Source organism: Streptomyces sp. NPDC001410, from assembly GCF_042895235.1.
Lineage (GTDB): Bacteria > Actinomycetota > Actinomycetes > Streptomycetales > Streptomycetaceae > Streptomyces.
Genome location: NZ_JBIAWE010000003.1, coordinates 21267 through 41823 on the forward strand (window position 1 = coordinate 21267; position 20557 = coordinate 41823).

Genomic DNA, 20557 nt, shown 5'->3' on the forward strand with positions numbered 1-20557 from the left:
ACGCGCATTGCCCCGATGTCCATCGATTTCCGTACAAACACGGGGGATCCGTGTTGCGTCCAACCTCATCGAGGAGTGGAGTGCAATGACCAGTTCGAACGCGGCCACCACCATGGTGTCGCCGCCGGCAAGTGATGAAGAAGCCATGCTGCTGCACGGCTACCGGAAAATGGTCATCGGCCGCCGTTTCGATCAGCAGGCGACGAACCTCGCCAAGCAGGGCAGTCTCGCGGTCTACCCGTCGTCGTCGGGCCAGGAGGCGTGCCAGGTCGGCGCCGTGACGGCCCTACGCAGCACAGACTGGCTGTTTCCCACCTACCGTGACTCGGTGGCCGTCGTCAGCCGGGGCGTCGGGCCCGGCGAGGCGCTGACGCTGCTGCGCGGCGACTGGCACTGCGGCTACGACCCCAAGGCCACCCGCACCGCACCGCACTGCACGCCGCTGGCGACGCAGGCCGCCCATGCGGTCGGACTGACGATGGCGGCGCGGCTCAACGGGGACGACGTGGTCGCGGTGGTGCTGTGCGGCGACGGGGCCACCAGCGAAGGCGACTTCCACGAGGCCGTGAACCTGGCGGCGGTGTACGACGCACCGGTGGTCTTCCTCGTCCAGAACAACCGCTACGCGATCTCCGTGCCGCTCGCCAAGCAGACCAGAGCCGAAGCGCTGGCTGCGAAGGCCGCGGGGTACGGGATCACCGGCGTCCAGATCGACGGCAATGACTTCGGCGAGGTCCACCGGGCCGTGTCGAGCGCCGTCGACGCGGCCAGGGCGGGACGCGGACCGACCCTGATCGAAGCGCTCACCTACCGGATGGCGCCGCACACCAACGCCGACGATCCCTCGCGTTACCGCGACCCCGCCGAGGCCCTGGCCTGGCGGGAGAAGGATCCTGTCGCCCGTCTCGCCTCGACGCTGCGCGCCCAGGACCTGCTCGACGACGTCGCGCAGCGCGCGATCGACGAGGAAGCCGCCGAGTTCGCCGCGCGAACCAGGCAGGAGGTCACCAGGTACGAGACACCGGCGCCCGCCGAGATGTTCGCGCACGTCTATGCCCGGCCGACGCCTCAGCTGATGGAGCAGGCCCGGGAACTCGCCGAGAGGGGGATCGTATGACGACCGGGACCACACCACAGATCACCACGGCGCCGGTGACAGCACCGGCTGTCTCGATGGTCACCGCGATCAACTCCGCGTTGAGCGACGCGATGCGGGACGACGAGCGCGTGGTCGTCTTCGGCGAGGACGTCGGGCACCTGGGCGGCGTGTTCCGCGCGACCGACGGACTGCTGGCCGAGTTCGGCGAGCGGCGCTGCTTCGACACGCCGATCTGCGAGGCGGGCATCCTCGGCGCGGCGATCGGGATGTCGTTCTACGGCGCCAGGCCCGTCGTGGAGATGCAGTTCGACGCGTTCGCCTACCCCGCCTTCGAACAGATGGTCAGTCACCTGGCGAAAATGCGGAACCGGACCCGGGGCACCCTGGCGGCCCCCGTCGTCGTCCGCATCCCCTACGGCGGCGGCATCGGCGCCGTGGAACACCACAGCGACTCGTCCGAGGCGTACGCGGCGCACACCCCCGGCCTGCATGTGCTCACGCCCGCCACCGTCGCCGACGCCTACGGCATGCTGCGGCAGGCGATCGACGGCGCCGACCCCGTGCTGTTCTTCGAACCCAAGCGGCTGTACTGGGAGACCGCCCACGTCGACCTCACGGCCGAGGTCGAGCCCATCGGCCGGGCGGTCGTGCGCCGTACCGGAAACGACGCCACGTTGATCACCTACGGGCCCGCGCTGCCGATCGCACTCGCGGCAGCCGATGCCGCGGTGGCGGACGGCTACGACCTCTCCGTCGTGGACCTGCGCTCACTTGTGCCGTTCGACGAAGACACCGTGTGCGAGGCGGTGATGCGGACCGGCCGCGCGGTGATGGTGCACGAAGCGTCCGGTTTCGGCGGCTTCGGCGCCGAGGTGGCCGCCCGCGTGACCGAACGCTGCTTCGCCTACCTCGAGGCGCCGGTGCGGCGCGTGACCGGCCTGGACGTCCCCTACCCGCCGCCGCAACTGGAGCGGTTCTACCTGCCGACCGTCACCAGGGTCCTGGACGCCGTCGCGGCCACCTTCGAGGAAGCGTGAGCGCCCGGATGACGACTCGTAAGACAGCTGAGACGGGGACGCAGGACACGGCCGAGTGCGTGTTCGTCCTGCCGGACCTCGGCGAAGGCCTGGTTTCCGCGGAGATCATCGAGTGGCTGGTCGAGGCCGGCGACGTGGTCGAGATCGACCAGCCGGTGGTGGTGGTCGAGACGGTCAAATCGACCGTGGAACTGCCCTCGCCGTACCAGGGACGCATCACCGAGCTGCATGCCGACGTCACCAGGATGGTGCCGGTCGGCGCAGCGCTGGTGACCCTGATCGGACCGCGGGGCCAGCAGCCGCCCGCGGGCGGCACCACCCACCTCGTCGGTCAGATCCCGGCTCCGGCGGCCGGGGCGGTCGAACCCCCGGTCCGTCGGCTGCCCGCGAAGGGGCAGCAGCGGGGGCGCGTCACGGCGGCTCCCGTCGTGCGGCGGCTCGCCCGCGAGTTGGGTGTGGAGCTCAGGGACGTCACGGGCACCGGCGACGGCGGTGTGATCACGAAGGACGACGTCCGTGCCGCCGCGGCCGCCCCCGTTCAGGAGGAACCCAGTTGAGCACGAACCAGGCTTTCGTCGCGGACCAGGTCGTGGTGTGCCATGACTGAGGGTCCGGCCGTACGCCGGGAGACGTTCGGCGACGTGGTCGTGCTGACCATGAACAGGCCGCAGCGGCACAACATCCTCGACACCGAGATGACCGACGCGCTGGTGAGCGAGACGTCGGCGCTCGCCCGGGACGAGAGGGCCGGCGCGGTGATCCTCACCGGTGCGGGCCCGCACTTCTCGCTCGGTGGCCCGCTGGACGAGTTCGACGAGGTGTTCGGCGGTGACGACGACGCCGTGCGCGCACACTGGCTGCAGCGCACCGAGGCGCTGGCCGCCCTCGTCCAGAATCTGTACACGATGCCCTGCCCGGTGATCGCCGCTGTGCACGGCCAGGCCGCGGGCGCCGGCTTCTCGCTGGCCCTTGCCTGCGATGTGCGGATCGCCTCCGACCGGGCGAAGTTCAACTTCGGCTACGGCGTGCTGGGTTCGTCGACCGACGGAGCGATGAGCTGGCTGCTGCCCAGAGTGCTGAGCCCCGCGAAGGCCGTCGAGCTGCTGCTCGAACAGCCCGTCATCCGGGCGGCGCGCGCGCAGGCCGAAGGGCTCGTCACCACGGTGGTACCCGCAACGGACCTGCACGACAGGGCACTTGAGGTCGCCACCGGCCTCAGTCGCAGCGCACGCCATTCGGTGACGGCCGCCAAGCAACTGGTGCATGACTCGGCCTTCGCGACGCTTGCCGAGCACATGAGGAACGAACACCGCGTATTCGTCGAAGGAATGCTCACCGACGACATGCGCCATGCGCTGGCAGCCCGCCGCCGCGGCGAACTGCCCACCTTCGGGGGCGCGTAATGACTCGGCCTTCGACGCCGTCTTTGCGCGAGCGTATCTGACGTATCGGCAAGTACGGCAGGAAAAGTCCAGTGAACAAGTGTGAAGCAGAGAGGGTGTTGTGCATGTCCCACAGCCTTGGAAACGACGCCGTCGTGACCGAGAAGGACGCCGCGGTCGTCGGAGAAATGCTGGCCGCGTCGAGGCGGAAGGACTGGGACCGGGTGGCCGAACTGCTCGACCCCGAGGTGGTCTGGTCTCTGCCCGGAAAGTCACGCATCTCCGGGGACGCGGTGGGGCGCAAGGCGGTGGTCGAACGGGCCCGGGCCATCGACGCCGCAAAGCTCACGACGGACCCGCAGCACTTGCACATCGGCAGCCGCAGCATCATCGCGACCATCCACAACACGGCCGAAACGCCCCTCCCGCTCGACGAATGGCTGGCGTTGGTCTTCACGGTCAGGTCCGGGCTCATCACCACCATCGACACGCACCTGACCGACGTTCCGATGCTCGAGCGGTTCTACGCGGCCACGGCCTGACGAGGGCGAGTCCGCCGCACACCGAAGAAGCGCACATCACACGAAGAGGAAGCCGAGTGGACGTCAAAGAGCTCATGGACACCCTGCTGAGGGCGTGGCGGACGCATGACGACGACGAGCGTCGCGCCCTGGCGGAGAAGGTCTTCGCACCATCCGCCGTGCACCGAGTCGCGGGGGAGAACCTCAAGTTCACCGGGCGTGACGAGATCGTGGCCAACATGGCTCAGGTGAACCGGGAGCAGATCCAGGGAGCCGGTGTCGCCTTCAACTACGGGAAGACCGTACAGAACGACAACGGCATCTACCAGGAGTGGACCATCACGGCTCCCGACGGGAGCGTCCTTCGCTCCGGCCGGGACTTCTACATCCGTGACGACGAGGGGCAGATCACAGCCTTCTACATGTACGGCGGCGTGTGATCGGTGAGCCCCGCCGCGGCGCCCGCGGCGGGGCTCCCCCCATCCGCGGCGGAGTGCCGCGTTGAGATCCCTACGATTCCAGCAGTGTGAGAGGTGACACCGGGCGTGACGGAAGTCAGTGTCGTGGAAGACCTACAAGAGTGGCGGCTCGACGAGGATGTCGCCCTGTCATTCGACCGCACGATCGATCGTCGCCGGGTGCACCGGTCCGCGGTGTCCGAGGTGTTCATCACCGACGTGCGCGCGCTGGGAGACGGCCGCGTGGCCCTTGCCGCACAACTCCCGGCCTACCATGCGTACTTCAACGACCACGGGTCGACGATGACGGTGGACCCGCTGCTCGTCATGGAGATCTGCAGGCAGGCGGGATCCGCGACGGCACATGAGCTGGGCGTCGACGCGAACGTCGTCGCGATCCCCGAGGACTGGCATCTGTACGTCGCCGAGCCGGCCGCGTGGCCCAGTGACGAGCCCCTGATCGATCTGCGCATCGCCGGCGAGTTCCCCTTCACCCGCGTGCGTCGTGGCCGCCCGCGCGCCGGGATCTGCAGACAGCGCGTCTTCGCCGGCGGCCGGCAGGTCGCGACCCTCCAGGCCAAAGGCCGGTTCCTGGACCACGCGGAACTGGAAATGCTGCGCACCGCGCAGCGGGGCACCCCGCCGCCGTGGACATCCGACATGCTCTACCGGCCGGATCCCCAGCTGGCCCAGCCGCACATCGTGGGCAGGCGCGATCCCTTGAACGTCGTCCTTGCCGATCTGGTGCACGGGGAGGCTGAGATGTCGGCGCGGGTCGCGCTGCCGCTGGCCAATCGCGCGCTCTTCGACCACCCCTACGACCACGTGACGATGTCCGTACTCACCGAGGCCGCCCGGCAGTTGATCGTGTCGGTCGTGAACGCCCCGGGACACACCATGCGGGGCTGGCACCTCACCCGGCTCGCCGGACGATTCTCCCAGTTCGTGGAGCTGGACGCGCCGGTCACCGTCCGTGCCGCGCTGCCCGCGTCCGAGACCGGCGAGTGCGAGATCCCTGTTGCCGTCGAGCAAGGCGGTGAACAGATCGCCGAGATAAGGGTGATCCTGACCCGCGATGCGGAGGAATCATGAGCACGCACCCGGTCACGACGGTGTGGACCGATTTCGGCGGCGTCCTCACCCCTCCCATCGAGGTGAGCCTCGCCAAGTTCTGTGCGGACAACGGACTCACCCAGCAGGAATTCATGGGTGCGGTGCGGACCGTCAGTGCCCAGTTCGGTACCTCGGACCTCCTCGAGCCGCTGGACACGCCGATGATCGACGAACCGGCATGGCTGCAACTGGTCTCCGAAGCGCTCGGTAGGCCCGTCGGAGTACGCAGTTTCGGCGAGGCCTGGTTCGAGGGCCGACCGGCGAACCACGAGTGGGTCGAGACGCTGCACGCGGTGCGCCGGCGCGGTGTCGGGGTGAGCCTGATGTCGAACATGGTCCCGAGCTGGGACGAGCGCTGGCGCCGCATGGTCGACGTCGACGAGTTGTTCGATCACGTCGTCCTCTCCTTCGAAGTGGGATGCCGCAAACCGGGTGTCGAGATATTCGAGCTGGCGGCGAGCCGGGCAGGGGTACGGCCCGAAGCCTGCGTGCTGATCGACGACACGGAGAAGAACTGCGCGGGCGCACAGGCCGCGGGCTGGCACGCCATTCACTTCGTCGACGTGCGATCGGCCGCCGAACAACTGTCGCAACTGATCGGCGAACAGCCGAAGTGAGCGACACATGACGTCGCGCCCACCCGTGACCCGAAAAACTGAGGAAAGCGAGCAGGAAGTGGTCGATCCGCACGTCGGCTGTGCCTTCGTGACCGGTGGCTCCCGAGGCATCGGCGCGGCGATCGCACGCGAGCTCGCCGCCGCCGGGCGGCCGGTCGCAGTGGGATTTCTCCGCAATCGCCAAGCAGCGGAGTCGGTCGTGTCCGACATCGAAGGCACGGGCGGCACGGCGATCGAAGTGGCTTGCGATCTACGTGATCCGGAGGCGATCGACCGGTCTTTCGGGATGCTGGAAGAACGCTTCGGGCGGGTGGCCGTCCTGGTGAACAACGCGGGTGTCCGCGCCGACGGCCTGTTGCTCGGCATGGAGGACGACGAATGGCGTCAGGTGCTCGACGTGAACCTGACGGCCGCCTACCACGCCTCGGCGCGCGCCCTGGGACCGATGGTGCGGGCGCGTCACGGCCGCATCATCAACGTCACGTCGATCCTCGCCCAACAGGCCCTGCCCGGCGCCGCGAACTACGCCGCGGCCAAGTCGGGCCTCGCGGGCCTGACCAGGGCCCTGGGTGTCGAAATGGCACCCAAGGGGATCACGGTGAACGCGGTTGCTCCGGGGCTCATTCGCACGGACCTCACACGTGAGGTGGGGCACTTCGAGGATTCGGCCCGCAGGAAGGTACCGATGAGGCGACCGGGTCGGGTCGAAGAGGTCGCGGCCTGCGTCCGGTTCCTGGCGAGCAGCGAGGCATCGTATGTCACCGGACAGACCCTGACGGTGGACGGCGGCATCGCGGCGTCGGCCTTCAGCATCAGGTGACTGGATCGGTGCCGGGCGGGTCTTCTCGGCCAGTCCCGCGACGGCCCGCAGCCGGCCGGGAAGCCGCTGATCGGCACGGCACGTGCCCGGGCCGGTCGTCGAGCGCGCCGACCGACCGCGGCACTTGACGTACGGTCGACCGGTTGCCGGAGGCGACGAGGTTGCCCGGTACAGCCTCCACCAGCACATGGTTGACGTGCGCGAGTGCCTCCGCCACGGTGCGGTCGGCCGTGGCGACGTACACCTCCCGGCTTCGGACCCGGCATTGGCTGCCGGGCCGGGGCTCGCCGGGGACGCGCACCGTAGTGTCCGGACCCGGCGGCAGGGCGGTGGGCCGTCGAAGAGCTTCAGGAGCCGGCGCGGCGCAGCACTCTCGGCACGGTGTGTCGGCATGCTCCGCGCGACGAACTCGTGCATCGCCGTGGTGACGGCGAGGCTCTGCGCCGGACTCCTCGCGCAGGCACCGGGGAGGGGACTGAACGCGGCGGGGCTGGTGGTCCAGCAGAACGGGGCCGCGTATGTGCGCCCAGATACAGGCCGGGGGAGTGGTGCGGGAGGCCGCCGAGGGTGCCGTCGCGCATCCCCTTGACAGTCCGCGGCCACCACTGGCGCAGCTGGTGGGGCAGGGCCGCGACCATCGCCGGGTTGTTCCCGATGACGCACGCACGTCGGAGGGCCGGCCGGGTCAGTCCAGCACCAGGGAGCCGCCGTCGAAGTACCTGAGCAGCGGCTCCGCGGCCGCGGAGCGGGACGGCGGGTGGAAGGCGAGGGCGCGCAGGGCCGGCGCGACCCGGGTCGCCTCGCTGCCGCGGATGAACTGCATGCCGCCGAGCAGCTCCAGGGCGCGCGAAGCGATGTCCGGCAGGGCGTTCTGGACGGCGTAGCGGGCCACCAGGACGCGGGCCACCGAGTCCTCGTCGCCGGGGACGACGCCGGTCACCCGGGCGACGCCCTCAAGCAGCGCGACGGCGGCCTCGATGTCGATGGCGAGGGCCGCCCGCTCCGCAGCGGTGCCGCGCTGGTGGTCGAGCACCTGCTCCACGAGCCACATCGCGCCGCCCGCGTAGCCGGCCGAGACCAGCAGCTCGAACCACACGAACGCGGCCGACCGCAGGTCGTCGAGGAGGGTGGGGTCGTCGGTACCGGCCCGCACCATGAGGCCATGGGGTACGAATACGTCCGTCAGCCGCACCTCGTCGCTCTCCGCGCCCGCCAACTGGTCGTTGGCCCAGAACGGGTGCACGCTCAATCCGGGTGCGTCGGCGGCCACCAGGGCGAGCGCCGGCTCGGGCTCGGCGCCCTTGTGGCCGTGGATGGCGACGCTCGCGGTGAGCAGACTCATCGAACGCGACATGCTGCAGGGTTTCTTGGCGCCGGACAGCAGGAACCCGCCCTCCACGGGGTGCGCGACCACCGTAGACTTGAGGACGTTCTGGCCGGTGCGGCCCTCGGCCCAGCCCGAGGCCAGCACCAACTGGTCGGGCACGATCCGATGCAGCAGCGCGGTCTGTTCGTCGGTGAGCCGGCCCGTCTCGGCCGCGAGCGAGTACAGCATCGCGACGGTGAAGTGGTGCATGGAGACCGCTGCGACCAGCGAGGGCGACACCGAGCCGAGCGCCAGTTGGACCCGTAGCGCGTCCAGCGGGTCGGCGTCGAGGCCCCCGTACTTCCCGGGTATCAGCAGGCCGACCCCGCCATGCATGCGGAACAGGTCGATGGCCGGGCTGCCGGGCCGCTCGCGCTCGGGGTAGGGGCTCTGCTCGAGTTCCTTGAGCAGCCACGGGTGGAACCGCTCGCACACGGAGCGGGCAGTGTCGAGTGAACGCACGGGAAACCTCCGGAAAGGACGTGCGGAGCCGGCCTCAGCTGCCGAACACCGCTTCGTACGGGCTGACGTCGCGGGCTCACCTCCTGGACGTGGGAGGTCTTGAGCATCGGGTAGTTGGCCTCGCCGAACGCGCCGCCCGTACCGCCGGTGGTGCCGGGGCTGACGCCGGACTGACACAGCCGCCGGAGCCTTCCTGCCGGCGAGGTGGCCGACTCTGTCCGGATGACCGCATGCGATCCGTCGACAGCGGGTTCGGGTACGTGCGCGATCTCCCACGCAGTGAACCCGCCGCAGAAATGGAGACGATCGTTCTGCGGAAATCGAAGGCCGTTCTCCGCACGGACGATTCCGAGGATCTCGCCTTCGACGTCAGCTACCTCGATCTCGGTCTCACCTCTCTCGAGCTCACCGAGACACGGCAGCTCTTGGAGCAGCTCTTCAGTCTGTCCGTCGACGTCGTCGATGTTCGGCATGTGCACCGCCTGCCCCTGCTCCGGGACCAGGCCGCTGCCGGGGCAGGCTCGTAGGCACGGCCGGCTGGACGGGCCATTCGGCGGAGAGGGCAGGATTCGAACCTGCGTGGACCCTGCAGGGTCCGACCTTGAGGCGTGCTCGCTGGTCCCCGATCAACCACTCCGGGCACCTCTCCTCGCTCCTGGCCCCAGGGCGATGCCCTGTTGCCTTCACGTGGAAAAGACTGGCAGGAAGCACTGACTCGACGCTGACGGGGCGCTGACGGATCTTTGCTGCGCCCCGTGCCTCAGCAACGCACGTCCGTCTACGGTCGAGCCCGCCCGGCTCGCCCCGTTTCCGGTCACGCCACAGCCGCCTATCTTGAGCCCCATGACCAGCACCCCGCACGACACACCCGGCGAATCCGACCCGCTGTGCGTCCTCGGCCTGGAGCGGCTGCGACGTCGTACGAGCATGAAGTGGCGCGCCTACCCCGAGGACGTGCTGCCCCTGTGGGTGGCCGAGATGGACGTACCTCTCGCCGAGCCGGTCGTCCGCGCCGTCACCGACGCTCTCGCCCTCGGGGACACCGGCTACCCGGCGGGCACCGCCTACGCCGAAGCGCTGGCCGGGTTCGCCGCCAAGCGCTGGAACTGGCACGGGATCGCCGTGGAGCACACCGCGATCGTTCCGGACGTGATGCTCGGTGTGGTCGAGATGCTCAAACTGGTCACCGATCCCGGGGATCCGGTGATCGTGAACGCGCCCGTGTATCCGCCGTTCTACCAGTTCGTGAGCCACATGGACCGCCGCGTGGTCGAGGCCCGGCTCGGCGCCGACCTGCGCATCGACCTCGATCTGCTGGCGGCGACGTTCCGGGCGGCGACCGCGGGCGGCGGCCGGGCCGCGTTCCTGCTGTGCAGCCCGCACAACCCCACCGGCACCGTGCACACCGTCGCCGAACTGGCCGCCGTGGCCGACCTCGCCGAACGGTACGGCGTCCGTGTCGTCGCGGACGAGATCCACGCCCCGCTCGTCGCCCCCGGTGTCACCTACGCGCCGTACCTGAGCGTGCCCGGCGCCGAGCGCGGCCTGTCGCTGATGTCGGCGTCCAAGGGCTGGAACCTGGCCGGGCTCAAGGCCGCGCTGGCCGTCGCCGGACCCGGCGCCGCCGCCGATCTCGCCCGGCTGCCCGAGGAGGTCAGCCACGGCCCCAGCCACCTCGGCGTCATCGCCCACACCGCCGCCCTGAACGAGGGCACCGAATGGCTGGACGCCCTGCTGGCCGGCCTCGACAACAACCGGCGCCTGCTCGCCGACCTGCTCGCCGAGCATCTGCCCGCGGTCCGCGCGTGTCCCGCCGAGGCCACCTACCTGGCCTGGCTCGACTGCCGTGCCCTCGGCCTCGGCGACGACCCCGCCGAGGTGTTCCTCGACCGCGGCCGGGTCGCCCTCAGCTCCGGCGTGCTCTTCGGCACCGGCGGCGCCGGGCACGTGCGTCTGAACCTGGCGACCTCGCCGGAGATCCTCACGGAGGGGGTACGGCGGATGGCGGCGGCCCTGGCCTGAACAATGGGCGCGCGGCCTCCTACACTGCCGGAATGGACGACACGCAGCTGGACCGGCTCGGTTCCGGCAAGTACCTGCTGGTCACCAGCTACCGCAAGGACGGCACGCCCGTCGCGACCCCGGTGTGGGTGATCCGGGACGGGGACGCCCTCGGCGCGTGGACGGCCGCCGACAGCTGGAAGGTCAAGCGCATCCGCCGGCGCGCCGACGTCCTCGTCGGCCCCTGCGACCTGCGCGGCAATCCCACCGGCGACCAGGTCCCGGCCACGGCCGGGATCGCCGACGCGGCCACCACCGCCCGCTACCGCGCCCTCATCGCCCGCAAGTACGGCATCGTCGGACGGCTCACCCTGCTGGGCAGCCGGCTGCGGCGCGGGCTGGAGGGCACGGTCGGGATCCGGGTGACGCTGAAGCCCTGAGGAGGCTGCTGCTTCCCCAGGGCTTCAGGCGGCTACGACGAGGGCTTCAGGCGGCTACGACGCGTCGAGCACCGTGCCGTTCAACTCCAGCCCGCCGGGCTGCGGTTTGCCCGTCTGCTCGTCGATCTGCTGGAACCGCACCGACTCCGCGGACTCCCGCACCCGGTCCTTGACCGTGGGAATGGTGATGTCCGCACTGGTCCTGCCCGCCGGGATGTCCACCCACAGGTAGAGGCCGCCGGACAGCTTGGACAGTGGCCGCTCCGGGTCCGGCGAGGCACCGGTGGTGTCCCGCAGCCAGCGCGCGGACACGTCCTTGGTGGACAGCTCGGTGCCGTCGGGCGCCACCGCGAGGAAGAACGCGCTCATGCCCACGTCGACGGCCTCGGACAGCGAGACCCGCCACTTCAGGGCCTGCCCCTCGGTCACCTTGTCGGCGACGGGGGTGACGGTCATCTTGGGCGCCGGGTCGTCGTCGTGCACGGTGATCCCGCCGTGGTACGAGCCGACGACCGCGCCGCGGACCGCCTTGACGCCGATGTCGTACGACACGTCCTGGCCGTAGCGCGTGTTGCCCTTCACCTCGACCGGCACGTCGATGTCGTGACCGCCGGGGCGCACGGTGACCAGCCGGTTCGTGACCTTGCCGGTGGCCGGGTCGAACACGTACACCCGGACCTGTCCGCTGCCCTGCCCCGACACCTCGACCGGGACCTGGTAGGTGCGGGTGCCGGAGTCACCCTCGTCCACGGTGGTGCGACCGACGTCCACGCGCGGCAGACCGGCCGCCTTCACCGCCGGCAGACCGGGACGCCAGCCCCACGCGTCCATCAGCCAGGCCCGGCCGGAGCCCGAACGCGGGGTCAGCACAAGGGACTTGACCTTGTGCAGGTCGAGCCCGGCGCGGGCGGCAGCCGTCAGTGGCACCCGGATCTCCCGCGCCCAGTAGGACGCGGTGCTCGCGCTGCCCGGCAGCCCGTCGACCTTCACCTTACCGAGGACCGCCTTGTGGCCGGAGGCGTCCGTGACGGACACGTCCAGGCGCGTGCCCCGGGAGTTCGGCGGCACGAACAGCCGCAGCGCGAGCGCCTTGTCACCTGCCATCGAGACCGGGTCCTTCACCGCCACCCGTGCCGGGGTGCCCGCGTGGGTCCAGTGCAGCGCGATCGCGTGCCGGCCGGGCTCGCGGTCGGTCTCCCACTGCGCGAAGTGCGGCGAGATCCCCTCGTCACCATGGCCCAGGCAGGCCTTGGCCGGGGCGGGGTCCACCGCCGCGCACAGCTTGGCGCCCGTCACGGACACTCCGCCGTCCGGCAGGAACCCGGCGTCACGGCGGCCGCCCACCGCATGGCTGAGGACGCGGGCCGGGTCCGCCGAGGGCGCCCGCTTGCCGGAACCGTCCAGCAGCGGCCGCACCTTGTCGTCACCGGCGAGGAACAGCCGCGCGGCGGCCGCGATGTAGGTCGAACCGGCCCGGTGCTGCTGGTCGGCGGTCAGCCGGGTGGCGGCACGCTTGCCGCACACCGGGTCGGGGTGCTGCGGATCGTCCGAGAAGTCGTCCTGGGCGGGCGCGGTGGCCTGCCCCGGCGTCCACTCGGAGTTGAAGAAGTTGTGGTTGGCGCCGATGACGTACACCGCGCTGTGCAGTGCGGCACCGCGGCTCACCCCACGCGTGCCGTCGACGTACATCTCGCCCTCGAGGTCGGAGACGTCACCGTCGCAGCCCGGCAGGATCGACACGGACGGCACGTCGGGCACGGGGTTCTGACCGAAGACGGTGGGGCCGATGAGGACCAGACCGCGGATCGTCCAGCGCACCGGCCCGTGGTAGCCGTCCTGGGCGGCGGGCGGCGGGTACAGGCTGTCCATCGCGGCCCGGTCGACGCCCTCGCCGCCGCGCGAGTGCCCGACCAGCAGGACGTGGGACAGGTCGGCGCGGGGCGCGTCCTTCACGATCTGCGGGGCGGTCTCGGGGTGCGCGGCCCAGTCGGCCCACTGGGCCAGGTGCAGCCGCACCAGGGACGAACGCGCCTGCGCGCCGCCGTCCTCGGCGTTCCAGTCCTGGCCGTTGATGCCGTTCGCGGAGATCGACACGGTCACATAGCCCTGGGAGGCCAGCAGCTTCTGGTCGCGCAGGTAGCCGCGGTGGCTCGGTACCGCCTTCGTCCCGGCCGGGCAGGGCCAGTCGCCGGTGATGTCGTGACCCTTGTAGCACGTGAAGTGGCGGCCGTGCAGGAACAGCGCGAGCGGGCGCGGGCCACGGGCGCCGGTGGGGGCGACGACCACGGCGCGCATCTCCACCGGGGCGGAGAAGCCCGGCAGCCGGACCGACTTGAGGTGGTACTCACCCGACTTGGTGCGGTACGAACCGGGCTTGCCCGGGTCCACGGAGTTGGCCGGCAGCGGTGCCGGCGGCCGGACCGCGGATCCGGTCGGGGCGGCACGCCGGCCGTCCAGCCGCCGTCCGCCGGACCAGACTTGCAGCCCGCGCAGCTCGCCGGCGTGCTGCCCGTCGAGCGGCAGCCGGAAGGTGCGTCCGTCCCTGGCCGGCTGCGGAATCCCCAACAGGCGTCCGCCCGAACGGAATTCGATGCGCGCGTCCCCCATGGGCACCGGCCGGTCCGAGCGCCACACCAGCTGCTGCGACGCCGACCGGCCGCCGGTGATCCCCCACCCTGGCGGCAGCTTCCCGTCGGCCGCCGCGGTCAACGCCGCCGACTGTGATGATGGTTGACCCTGTGCGACTGCCGCCCCTGGGGATGCGCCCGCCACCGCGAGCAACGCGGCGGCGGTGATCCATATGCGCCGGGCACGGACCACAGTTCCTCCTCTGACCCCGTACTCGGGCGTCCCGGCGGTCCCGGGCGCCCCTCGTCCCGGGAGGACGGGAAGGAGACACTGTGGGTTGCCTGTGAAGGGCAAGTGTCGGATCACATCGTGCGGCCGCCGGTCCGGCGCACGGCAACGGTGGGGTCAGCGGTGGGGGCGAACGGCAACTTCCGCCTGCCGCACGTGACTTGGGAGCGGCGCGGCTATTCGGCCGCGGGCGGCACCGGGGTGGCCTGGTGGTAGTACATCCGCCAGCCCGACCGCCCGTCCCGCCGACGCCACAGCGAACTGCGGCGCGCGTGACGCCCGTCGAGCACGGTCTCGTACGTCAGATGCACCAGACCCGGAGCCAGCAGGACCCCGTTCATCTCCGAGGGCTCGTAACGGGAACCCTCGTCCGCGCTGCCCGCCATGTCCGGCAGCGCGGCCAGGATGTCCTGCAGGGTCCACCGCCTGCCCGAGGCACCGACCTCGACGAACGCCGGGTCGAGCCACTGCCGGGTCAGGTCCCGCGAGGAGCGCACCCGGGGGTCCAGGAGCGCCAGCTCACCCTCGATCGCCGCGCTCACCTGCTCCGATTCCGATTCGGAGGTCGGTTCCGATGCCGATGCCATGTTCATGGGGGCATCTTCGCGCAGGCCGCGGGAGCCCGGCCGGGGAGGCCTCAGGTCCAGGCGCGGTACGGCTCGTCGACCAGCTGGAAGACCGGCTCGCCCCGGACCGGGTCCTTCGCCGTGGACAGCCGTACCCGGTCCCCGCTGTGGATGCCGACGGGCGGGCCCATGACCCGGCCGCGTACGACGAACCCCTCGGCCATCTCGATCAGCGACACGTTGCGCGCCGCGGGAGTGTTGCGGTGCACCACGGTGGAGTGGCGCACCGTCCCGGCACCCTCGCTGCGCTCCGTGCGCAGCTCGCTGCCCTGGCACACCGGACAGAGCAGCCGGTGGTACATCGCGGTGCCGCACCAGGTGCAGCGCTGGAAGACGATGGCGTCCCTGGAGTCCGCGGGGGCGGGGTCGAGGACACCCGCTCCCGCGGAGCCTGTCGCCGGATGCGAGGCGCTCGCTGAGTGGTGGTACACGCTGGTCAACTCCCTGCCCTCGGCCGGAATCCCGCGCCCGGAGTGCACCGCGCGCGTGTGTGCCCGGTTGCCGTGCCACCGTGCACGCCGACAGAGTATGGCACTCAGTGTCACTCGTAAAGGCACTCCGTACCCCAAATCTGCGGAGGCTTTGTGAGTGCGAGGTCCCGGGTCGTGCGGGTCAGGCGCGGCCGACGGCCGACTCGAATTCCTGCACCACCCGCCACAGCGGTGCGTCCCGGCGCGTGACGAGGACGACCACGTCGTCGGGGTGCTCGATGGAGAGGTGTGCTGCTTCCGGGTGCGCGCCTTCGGGGTGTGTGACGTCGGAGCGCGTGATGTCGGGGTGCTCGCCGGCCGGGGTGGGGCGTGGATGTGCCGAGGGGGCGAAGGTGGCCTGGACGTATCCCAGGGCATGGTCCACCGCCGTGCCCGCGTCGCCCTTGCCGTCCGAACGCAGCCAGGAGCGCAGGGCGTTGTTGTGCGCGGCGACGACGCCGGCGGCGATCACGTCGGCGTGCAGTGTCCCGTCGTGCTGCCCGGCGAACCGCCCGCGCAGATACTCGGCGAGCGCGCGCTCGTAGCGCCAGACCACGGACAGCTCGTAGGCGCGCAGTCCGGGCACCTTCTTGGTGAGCCGGTAGCGCTGCACGGAGAAGGTGGGGTTCTCCGCGTACATCCGCAGCACCAGCCGGGCCGCGTCACATGCCCGCCGGACCGGCTCGTCCGCCTCGTCGCTCGCGGCGAGGAACGCGGTCATGTCGGCAAGGCAGCGCTCGTGGTCGGGGAAGACCACGTCCTCCTTGGAGGGGAAGTAGCGGAAGAACGAGCGGCGGCCGACCCCGGCCAGCGCCACGATGTCGTCCACGGTGGTCTGTTCGTACCCGCGTTCCAGGAAGAGCTGGAAGGCCGCCGCGACCAGGGCGTCCCGCATCGGCGGCTTCGCGGTCGGCGCCGCGCTGCTGGAGCTCATGAACGGGAACGTAGCACCCGGCCCGGTTTCATGACACTCAGTGCAGTGGAAGGGGCGCGATGGGGGAACTGAGTGCTCTGAGTCGATCACGTTGCGGCGCGACGTGGAGACCCTGGCGGCGCAGAGCCTGGTGCAGCGGCTGCACGGGGCGGTGGTCTGGCCGGGCGACACCGCCGCCACCCCCGAGCCGCGGCCGGAGCCCGCCGAAGGCGCCGTGGTCGGAATGATCGTGCCGACCACGAACTACATCTTCGCCGGCATCGTGCGCGGTGCCCGCGAGGCCGTCGGCGCCCAGGGCGGACGGCTGGTCCTCGGCGTCTCCGGCTATGTCGACACCGAGGACTCCGTACAGGCGGAACACCTGGTCGCGGGCGGTGCCCCAGGGCTGCTGGTGGCGCCCAGCTGGTTCGGCGGCGTCCCCGAGGACGGGCAGGAGAAGTGGCTCATGGAGTGCGAGGTGCCCACCGTCCTGGTGGAGTGCGCCGCCCTGCCCGGCAACCCCGCGGCCGACCTCGACCGGGTCCGCACCGACCGCGCCCACGGCGCCGCCCTGGCCGTCGGTCACTTCGCCGCCCTCGGCCATCGCCGGATCACCGCCGTCCCCCGGAGGGCCCGCACACCGTCCAGATCAGCGCCGGCTTCCAGGCGGCCGTACGCTCGCGCGGCGTCGACGTCGACGTGGACGAAGGCGTCCCGAGCGCGCGCGAACACGGCGACTACGACGCCTCCGTCGACTACCTCGTCAAGGCGGTCCGCGAACGCGGCGTTACCGCGGCTCTGGTGCACAGCGACGAGGACGCCATCGTGCTCGTGCCCCGGCTCCAGGCGCGTGGCGTACGCGTGTCCGACGGCCTCGCGCTCATCGCGTACGACGACGAGGTCGCGGGCCTCGCCGACGTGCCCCTCACCGCCGTCGCCCCGCCCACGCGCGCGACCTCGCCGCGAAGCTTCTGCTGTGCCGCCTCGCCGAGCGGGCGGCGGGGGAGCGGCCCAGCCCCCGGCAGCACCTCGACCTGCTTCCGGAGCTGCGGATCCGTTCCTCGTGCGGGGGCACGCTGCCTGCCGGAAGCGGCTCCTGACGCCTCCTGACACCCGCTGACGCCATCGAGGGGTGCGCGTCGCGTCGACACGAACACGACGACAATGACGGCGCGGCATCATCGTGTCCTCGGCGGCAGCCGCCAACGCCCTCCCGGTCGCGGAATTCACCCTCGCCGCCATCCTGTTCGCGAACAAGCGGGTCCTGGACACTGCCGCACCGCTATGCCCACACCCGCGAACGGCGCGATCTGCTCCCGGACTTCAGCGGCTACGGCAACTGCCACCGCACCGTGGGCCTCGTCGGCGCCTTCCGCATCGGCCGCCGGGTCATCGAGCTGCTGGGCCCGCTCGACCTGCACGTCCTCCTCCTGTACACCCTGCCGAAGGAGCTGTTGACCCCGCACATCTCCGGCTCCCTCGGCAACGAGCTGGGCCGCATGGCCGACTGGGCCACCGACGAGGTGGTGCGTTACGCACAGGGCCTTCCGTTCGCTTATGGAGTAGGACCGGACGAGCTGTCCCGGCCCGCCTGATCGACCGTAAGGAGCGCCATGCCCGTCGCCGCACGCCGCGTCCTCGTCGTCGGCATCGACGGCGTACGTCTCGACGTACTGCACCGCCAGCCCACCCCGCACCTCGACGCCCTCGCCGCTAAGGGATTCCTCACGCCCGTCGAGGTCGCGGACGACACGCCCACCATGTCCGGACCCTGCTGGGCGACGGTCGTCACCGGAGTGGGCCCCGCCAAACACGGCGTGTGGAGCAACGACCTCGGCGGCCACCGCCTCGACGTCTTCCCCGACTTCGCCACCCGACTCGACCACCACGACGGCCGGCGCACCTTCGTCGCCGCAGGCTGGCGGCCCCTGCTGCAGCCGCGCGACGGCGGGCCCCTGTTCCGGGCGGCGTCCCGGACGGTGTTCATCGCTCCGGAGGCCGACACCCCCGAGGGCTGGGAGGTGTGCGACGAGCGGATCACCGAGGCCGCCGCGCTGATCCTCGCCGAGGAGGACGTCGAGGCGTCGTTCGTCCATCTCGGCGCGCCCGACGAGACCGCGCACGTCCTCGGCTGCGGGGCGGCCTACGAGGCGTCGGTCCGCCGCGCCGACGCCCGCGTGGGCCGGCTGCTCGCGGCCGTCCGTGCCCGCCGCACGTACGCCGACGAAGAGTGGACGTACCTGGTGGTCACCGACCACGGACACGTCGACGCGGGCGGCCACGGCGGCCGCTCCGCCGAGGAGCGCACGGCCTGGCTGGCGGCGGCCGGCCCCGGTATCGGCCAGGCTCCCCCGCGGGTGCGGCACGCCGATGTCGCCGCACAGGTCTTCGCCGCCCTGGGCCGGCACCCCGACCGGCACTGGACCCTGGACGGCCATCCCTTCGCGGCCGAGCCGCACGCCGTACTCCTCGACATGGACGGCACGCTCGTCGACACCGAGTCGCTGTGGCTGCGCACGGTGCGGGAGCGGGTGCCCGGGATCGGGATGGACGAGCTCTTCGACGCCCTCGGCCGCACCACCGCGGACACCGCCCGGCACCTGCACCACCTGACCGGGGCCGACCCGCGGGAACTCGCGCAGCACCTCGACGCACGGTTCCTGGAGACGGTCCAGCAGGAGGCCACCCCGCTCCCGGGCGCTCTCGAACTCCTCGACATGATCGCGGAGTTGGACCTTCCCATGGCGCTGGTCTCGGCGTCCGCGCGGCCCGTCGTGGACGCCGCGCTCAAGGTGCTGGGCGCCGACAGGTTCCGTACGACCCTCGCCGAGGGCGAGACGCCCCGCACCAAGCCGGCTGCCGACCCCTACCTGGCCGCCGCCCGGGCCCTCGGCGTGGACCCCGCCGCCTGTCTCGCGGTCGAGGACTCGCCCACCGGGGTCACGGCGGCCGAGGCGGCCGGCTGCAGGGTGCTCGCCGTCCCGTCGTACACGCCGATCGGGAAGGGCCCCCGGCGCACGGTGCGCCGGGGCCTTGCGGGGATCGACCGGGAGGAGCTGTGGGCGGCGGGGCTGTGAGGCCGCCCGCCGTCAGGCCAGGGTGACCTCCACCGGGAGCTTCTTGATGCCATTGACGAAGTTCGAGCGCACCCGCGGGACGTCACCGGTCAGGCGGATGTCCGCGAGACGCGGGATCAGTTCCTCGAACATGATCCGGATCTCGGTGCGGGCGAGCAGGTTGCCGAGGCACAGGTGCGGGCTGCCCTTGCCGAAGGTGACGTGGTCGTTGTCCTGGCGCGCCACGTCGAACTCGTACGGGTTGCCGAAGACCTCCTCGTCGCGGTTGCCGGACGCGTACCACATGACGACCTTGTCGCCCTCCCTGATCCGCTTGCCACCCAGCTCGACGTCCCGGGTCGCGGTACGGCGGAAGTGGTAGACGGGGGAGGCCCAGCGCAGGAACTCCTCGACGGCCGTGGGGATCAGGGAGGGATCGTCCCGGAGGCGGGCGAGCTGCTCGGGGTGCTGGAGCAGGGCCAGCATGGAGTGGGTGATGGTGTGCCGGGTCGTCTCGTTGCCGGCCACCACCAGGAGCAGGAAGTAGTTGTCGAAGTCCTGCGCGGAGAGCGGGACGCCGTCGCGCGGGGCCGTGTTGACCAGTTTGGACACCAGGTCGGTGCCGTCCCTGCCGCGGCGCTGCCGGGCCAGCTCCCGTCCGTACTCGAAGACTTCGAGCGAGGCGGGGGAACGGAACGGCAGGTCGCGGTACTTCTCGCTCTCCTCGCTGTGCAGCAGGACGTCCGCGTAGTCGGGGTCGGTGTTGCCGATGATCCGGTTGCCCCAGTCGATGAGCTGCTGGTTGTCCTCCGGCGGTACGTCCAGCAGGCGGGCCAGCACGTTGATGGGGAAGTCGGCGGAGACGTCCGCGACGAAGTCGAAGCTGCCCTTGGCGAGCGCCGTGTCCAGGGTCTTCGCCGTCAGGCCGCGCAGGAAGTCGGCGTAGCTGTTGATCACGCTCGCCCCGAACTGCCGCTGGATCAGGCTGCGCAGCGCACGGTGGCGGACGCCGTCCAGCTCCAGGATGGAGGCCCGCTTCTTGATCTGGTCGTCGTCCAGCTCCTCCAGGTTGACGAACCGGGTCGAGGTGAACGTCGACGCGTCCCGGTCGACCCGGGCGATGTCGGCGTGCCGGGTGACCGCCCAGAAACCGGAGTTGGGCGCCTCCTCCGGCTGCCAGTGCACCGGGTCCTCGTGGCGCAGCGTGTGGAACATCCGCCACGGGGTGATGCCGTCGGTGAAGTTGTCGAGATCGGCGAGGTCGACGTCCGTCAGGGGCATCGGCTCGCTCGCGGCGGCGGTCGGGGTCTCGGTGGTCAT

At 71.1% G+C, this 20557-nt stretch carries 22 protein-coding genes and 2 pseudogenes; 15 read left to right on the forward strand and 9 right to left on the reverse strand.

The window, feature by feature from the left end:
* The first annotated feature begins 85 nt into the window (after nt 1-85).
* The 9 genes from ACFY3C_RS06700 (at nt 86) to ACFY3C_RS06740 (ending at nt 7047) form a co-directional block, all read left to right on the forward strand.
* On the forward strand, nt 86-1117 hold the full coding sequence (locus ACFY3C_RS06700; RefSeq protein ID WP_390769965.1) for a thiamine pyrophosphate-dependent enzyme: 1032 nt from the start codon (nt 86-88) through the stop codon (nt 1115-1117).
* On the forward strand, nt 1114-2136 hold the full coding sequence (locus tag ACFY3C_RS06705) for an alpha-ketoacid dehydrogenase subunit beta (RefSeq protein WP_390769966.1): 1023 nt from the start codon (nt 1114-1116) through the stop codon (nt 2134-2136). The genes ACFY3C_RS06700 and ACFY3C_RS06705 overlap by 4 nt, the downstream gene beginning before the upstream one ends.
* 8 nt (nt 2137-2144) lie before the next feature.
* The gene (locus tag ACFY3C_RS06710) at nt 2145-2693 is read left to right on the forward strand and encodes a biotin/lipoyl-containing protein (protein WP_390769967.1); all 549 of its coding nucleotides are present in this window, start codon (nt 2145-2147) and stop codon (nt 2691-2693) included.
* Nucleotides 2694-2735: 42 nt separating this feature from the next.
* Entirely contained in the window at nt 2736-3539 is an 804-nt protein-coding gene (locus tag ACFY3C_RS06715) for an enoyl-CoA hydratase/isomerase family protein (RefSeq protein WP_390769968.1), read from the forward strand.
* Nucleotides 3540-3643: 104 nt separating this feature from the next.
* Nucleotides 3644-4060 (forward strand): nuclear transport factor 2 family protein, encoded by a 417-nt coding sequence (locus tag ACFY3C_RS06720; RefSeq protein ID WP_390769969.1) that lies wholly within the window; start codon nt 3644-3646, stop codon nt 4058-4060.
* Nucleotides 4061-4116: 56 nt separating this feature from the next.
* Nucleotides 4117-4479 carry a hypothetical protein gene (locus ACFY3C_RS06725; protein ID WP_390769970.1) on the forward strand — a complete coding sequence of 121 codons (363 nt, stop codon included), beginning with the start codon at nt 4117-4119 and terminating at the stop codon, nt 4477-4479.
* 93 nt (nt 4480-4572) lie between these two features.
* Complete coding sequence (locus ACFY3C_RS06730) at nt 4573-5589, forward strand: AfsA-related hotdog domain-containing protein (RefSeq protein WP_390769971.1); 1017 nt, start codon at nt 4573-4575, stop codon at nt 5587-5589.
* 62 nt (nt 5590-5651) lie between these two features.
* Entirely contained in the window at nt 5652-6227 is a 576-nt protein-coding gene (locus ACFY3C_RS06735; RefSeq protein ID WP_390769972.1) for an HAD family hydrolase, read from the forward strand.
* A gap of 7 nt (nt 6228-6234) precedes the next feature.
* Nucleotides 6235-7047 carry a 3-oxoacyl-ACP reductase family protein gene (locus tag ACFY3C_RS06740; RefSeq protein ID WP_390769973.1) on the forward strand — a complete coding sequence of 271 codons (813 nt, stop codon included), beginning with the start codon at nt 6235-6237 and terminating at the stop codon, nt 7045-7047.
* On the opposite strand, the gene ACFY3C_RS06745 is transcribed toward ACFY3C_RS06740, so the two are convergent.
* Both ACFY3C_RS06745 and ACFY3C_RS06750 read right to left on the reverse strand, forming a co-directional pair.
* Nucleotides 7040-7714, reverse strand: a complete 675-nt coding sequence (locus tag ACFY3C_RS06745; protein ID WP_390769974.1) for a DUF6182 family protein — start codon at nt 7712-7714, stop codon at nt 7040-7042. The two genes, ACFY3C_RS06740 and ACFY3C_RS06745, sit on opposite strands and share 8 nt — an antisense overlap.
* An 18-nt stretch (nt 7715-7732) precedes the next feature.
* A complete protein-coding gene (locus ACFY3C_RS06750; protein ID WP_390769975.1) occupies nt 7733-8875 on the reverse strand; it encodes an acyl-CoA dehydrogenase in 1143 nt (380 codons plus the stop codon).
* A 230-nt stretch (nt 8876-9105) separates the two neighbouring features.
* Between ACFY3C_RS06750 and ACFY3C_RS06755 the strand changes: the two genes are divergently transcribed.
* Nucleotides 9106-9402, forward strand: coding sequence for a phosphopantetheine-binding protein (locus ACFY3C_RS06755; protein WP_390769976.1), 297 nt, complete (start codon nt 9106-9108; stop codon nt 9400-9402).
* A gap of 27 nt (nt 9403-9429) precedes the next feature.
* Here ACFY3C_RS06755 and ACFY3C_RS06760 read toward each other — a convergent pair.
* Nucleotides 9430-9524 (reverse strand): annotated as a pseudogene (locus ACFY3C_RS06760).
* Nucleotides 9525-9718: 194 nt separating this feature from the next.
* Between ACFY3C_RS06760 and ACFY3C_RS06765 the strand changes: the two are divergent.
* Both ACFY3C_RS06765 and ACFY3C_RS06770 read left to right on the forward strand, forming a co-directional pair.
* Nucleotides 9719-10897: a MalY/PatB family protein gene (locus ACFY3C_RS06765; protein WP_390769977.1), complete on the forward strand. Its 1179-nt coding sequence runs from the start codon at nt 9719-9721 to the stop codon at nt 10895-10897.
* 32 nt (nt 10898-10929) lie between these two features.
* On the forward strand, nt 10930-11316 hold the full coding sequence (locus ACFY3C_RS06770) for a PPOX class F420-dependent oxidoreductase (RefSeq protein WP_386581780.1): 387 nt from the start codon (nt 10930-10932) through the stop codon (nt 11314-11316).
* A gap of 54 nt (nt 11317-11370) precedes the next feature.
* On the opposite strand, the gene ACFY3C_RS06775 is transcribed toward ACFY3C_RS06770, so the two are convergent.
* The 5 genes from ACFY3C_RS06775 to ACFY3C_RS06795 form a co-directional block, all read right to left on the reverse strand.
* Nucleotides 11371-14136 (reverse strand): hypothetical protein, encoded by a 2766-nt coding sequence (locus tag ACFY3C_RS06775; protein WP_390769978.1) that lies wholly within the window; start codon nt 14134-14136, stop codon nt 11371-11373.
* Between the two features lie 212 nt (nt 14137-14348).
* Complete coding sequence (locus ACFY3C_RS06780) at nt 14349-14759, reverse strand: DUF4440 domain-containing protein (RefSeq protein ID WP_390769979.1); 411 nt, start codon at nt 14757-14759, stop codon at nt 14349-14351.
* 50 nt (nt 14760-14809) lie between these two features.
* The gene (locus ACFY3C_RS06785; protein ID WP_386581777.1) at nt 14810-15229 is read right to left on the reverse strand and encodes a Zn-ribbon domain-containing OB-fold protein; all 420 of its coding nucleotides are present in this window, start codon (nt 15227-15229) and stop codon (nt 14810-14812) included.
* A 181-nt stretch (nt 15230-15410) separates the two neighbouring features.
* On the reverse strand, nt 15411-16202 hold the full coding sequence (locus tag ACFY3C_RS06790) for a TetR family transcriptional regulator (RefSeq protein ID WP_390769980.1): 792 nt from the start codon (nt 16200-16202) through the stop codon (nt 15411-15413).
* 37 nt (nt 16203-16239) lie between these two features.
* A complete protein-coding gene (locus ACFY3C_RS06795) occupies nt 16240-16785 on the reverse strand; it encodes a hypothetical protein (RefSeq protein ID WP_390770366.1) in 546 nt (181 codons plus the stop codon).
* On the opposite strand from ACFY3C_RS06795, the gene ACFY3C_RS06800 reads away from it, so the two are divergent.
* The 3 genes and pseudogenes from ACFY3C_RS06800 to ACFY3C_RS06810 all read left to right on the forward strand — a co-directional run bounded on the left by ACFY3C_RS06800 (nt 16680) and on the right by ACFY3C_RS06810 (nt 19258).
* Nucleotides 16680-17291 carry a substrate-binding domain-containing protein gene (locus tag ACFY3C_RS06800; protein WP_390769981.1) on the forward strand — a complete coding sequence of 204 codons (612 nt, stop codon included), beginning with the start codon at nt 16680-16682 and terminating at the stop codon, nt 17289-17291. The two genes, ACFY3C_RS06795 and ACFY3C_RS06800, sit on opposite strands and share 106 nt — an antisense overlap.
* Before the next feature lie 61 nt (nt 17292-17352).
* A pseudogene (locus tag ACFY3C_RS06805) lies at nt 17353-17776 on the forward strand (hypothetical protein); the annotation flags it as partial.
* 18 nt (nt 17777-17794) lie between these two features.
* Nucleotides 17795-19258: an HAD-IA family hydrolase gene (locus ACFY3C_RS06810; protein ID WP_390769982.1), complete on the forward strand. Its 1464-nt coding sequence runs from the start codon at nt 17795-17797 to the stop codon at nt 19256-19258.
* Nucleotides 19259-19270: 12 nt separating this feature from the next.
* Here ACFY3C_RS06810 and ACFY3C_RS06815 read toward each other — a convergent pair whose 3' ends face one another.
* On the reverse strand, nt 19271-20557 hold the full coding sequence (locus ACFY3C_RS06815) for a cytochrome P450 (protein ID WP_386577473.1): 1287 nt from the start codon (nt 20555-20557) through the stop codon (nt 19271-19273).

Coding starts and splice junctions, on each gene's coding strand:
- ACFY3C_RS06770 (WP_386581780.1), top strand. CDS start 10,930: ATGGACGACACGCAGCTGGACCGGCTCGGTTCCGGCAAGTACCTGCTG.
- ACFY3C_RS06700 (WP_390769965.1), top strand. CDS start 86: ATGACCAGTTCGAACGCGGCCACCACCATGGTGTCGCCGCCGGCAAGT.
- ACFY3C_RS06810 (WP_390769982.1), top strand. CDS start 17,795: ATGCCCGTCGCCGCACGCCGCGTCCTCGTCGTCGGCATCGACGGCGTA.
- ACFY3C_RS06765 (WP_390769977.1), top strand. CDS start 9,719: ATGACCAGCACCCCGCACGACACACCCGGCGAATCCGACCCGCTGTGC.
- ACFY3C_RS06740 (WP_390769973.1), top strand. CDS start 6,235: ATGACGTCGCGCCCACCCGTGACCCGAAAAACTGAGGAAAGCGAGCAG.
- ACFY3C_RS06790 (WP_390769980.1), bottom strand. CDS start 16,202: ATGAGCTCCAGCAGCGCGGCGCCGACCGCGAAGCCGCCGATGCGGGAC.
- ACFY3C_RS06795 (WP_390770366.1), bottom strand. CDS start 16,785: ATGGCCGAGGGCGGCGAAGTGACCGACGGCCAGGGCGGCGCCGTGGGC.
- ACFY3C_RS06780 (WP_390769979.1), bottom strand. CDS start 14,759: ATGGCATCGGCATCGGAACCGACCTCCGAATCGGAATCGGAGCAGGTG.
- ACFY3C_RS06715 (WP_390769968.1), top strand. CDS start 2,736: ATGACTGAGGGTCCGGCCGTACGCCGGGAGACGTTCGGCGACGTGGTC.
- ACFY3C_RS06815 (WP_386577473.1), bottom strand. CDS start 20,557: ATGACCACCGAGACCCCGACCGCCGCCGCGAGCGAGCCGATGCCCCTG.
- ACFY3C_RS06755 (WP_390769976.1), top strand. CDS start 9,106: ATGCGATCCGTCGACAGCGGGTTCGGGTACGTGCGCGATCTCCCACGC.
- ACFY3C_RS06705 (WP_390769966.1), top strand. CDS start 1,114: ATGACGACCGGGACCACACCACAGATCACCACGGCGCCGGTGACAGCA.
- ACFY3C_RS06720 (WP_390769969.1), top strand. CDS start 3,644: ATGTCCCACAGCCTTGGAAACGACGCCGTCGTGACCGAGAAGGACGCC.
- ACFY3C_RS06710 (WP_390769967.1), top strand. CDS start 2,145: ATGACGACTCGTAAGACAGCTGAGACGGGGACGCAGGACACGGCCGAG.